Consider the following 465-nt stretch of genomic DNA (forward strand, 5'->3'; position numbering starts at 1 on the left):
TTCGATAGGTTATGTCTGCCTTAACCTGTTCAATGAGTGTATGCATTTTTGACCTCTAAGTTGTGAAATAACTCAGAGAAAGTGTGGCTCAAATGCTGAGAATAAGATCTCCGCGTAGCGGCTTAGTTCAACGCCCTGTTATGAAGCAACGCTACCAAGCCCTTTTATTTGCTTGAGGATTCTCGAGCTTTCCTCAAATACCGCGTCGATGTGTTCTTTATTTGGGATATTTTTAGGGAGTCCTGCCTGATCTGCACTTACTCCCTCTAACATCTCATCTAGTAACTTTGGTTGTTCTTTAGATATTTTCTGAATAAGAATTGTTAACAAATATAGGGTTGCATCAATTTTTGCTTCTTTCACTGAACTCTCCTGATTCATAACGCCCAAATAATGTTCAAATATCAGTTGGTTAAAATAAGCGACACAGGAGCAAAAACCAACTGTTATTTGTCCTGATTAATT

Annotated in this window: 1 protein-coding gene; it reads right to left on the bottom strand. The window is 38.3% G+C overall.

Annotated features, from left to right (window positions below):
• Positions 1-138: 138 nt before the first annotated feature.
• A complete protein-coding gene (locus tag J8L98_RS24605) occupies positions 139-363 on the bottom strand; it encodes a hypothetical protein (RefSeq protein ID WP_210998685.1) in 225 nt (74 codons plus the stop codon).
• Between the last annotated feature and the right edge of the window lie 102 nt (positions 364-465).

Origin of the sequence: Pseudoalteromonas sp. MMG013 (genome assembly GCF_018100885.1) — a bacterium.
GTDB lineage: Bacteria > Pseudomonadota > Gammaproteobacteria > Enterobacterales > Alteromonadaceae > Pseudoalteromonas > Pseudoalteromonas aurantia.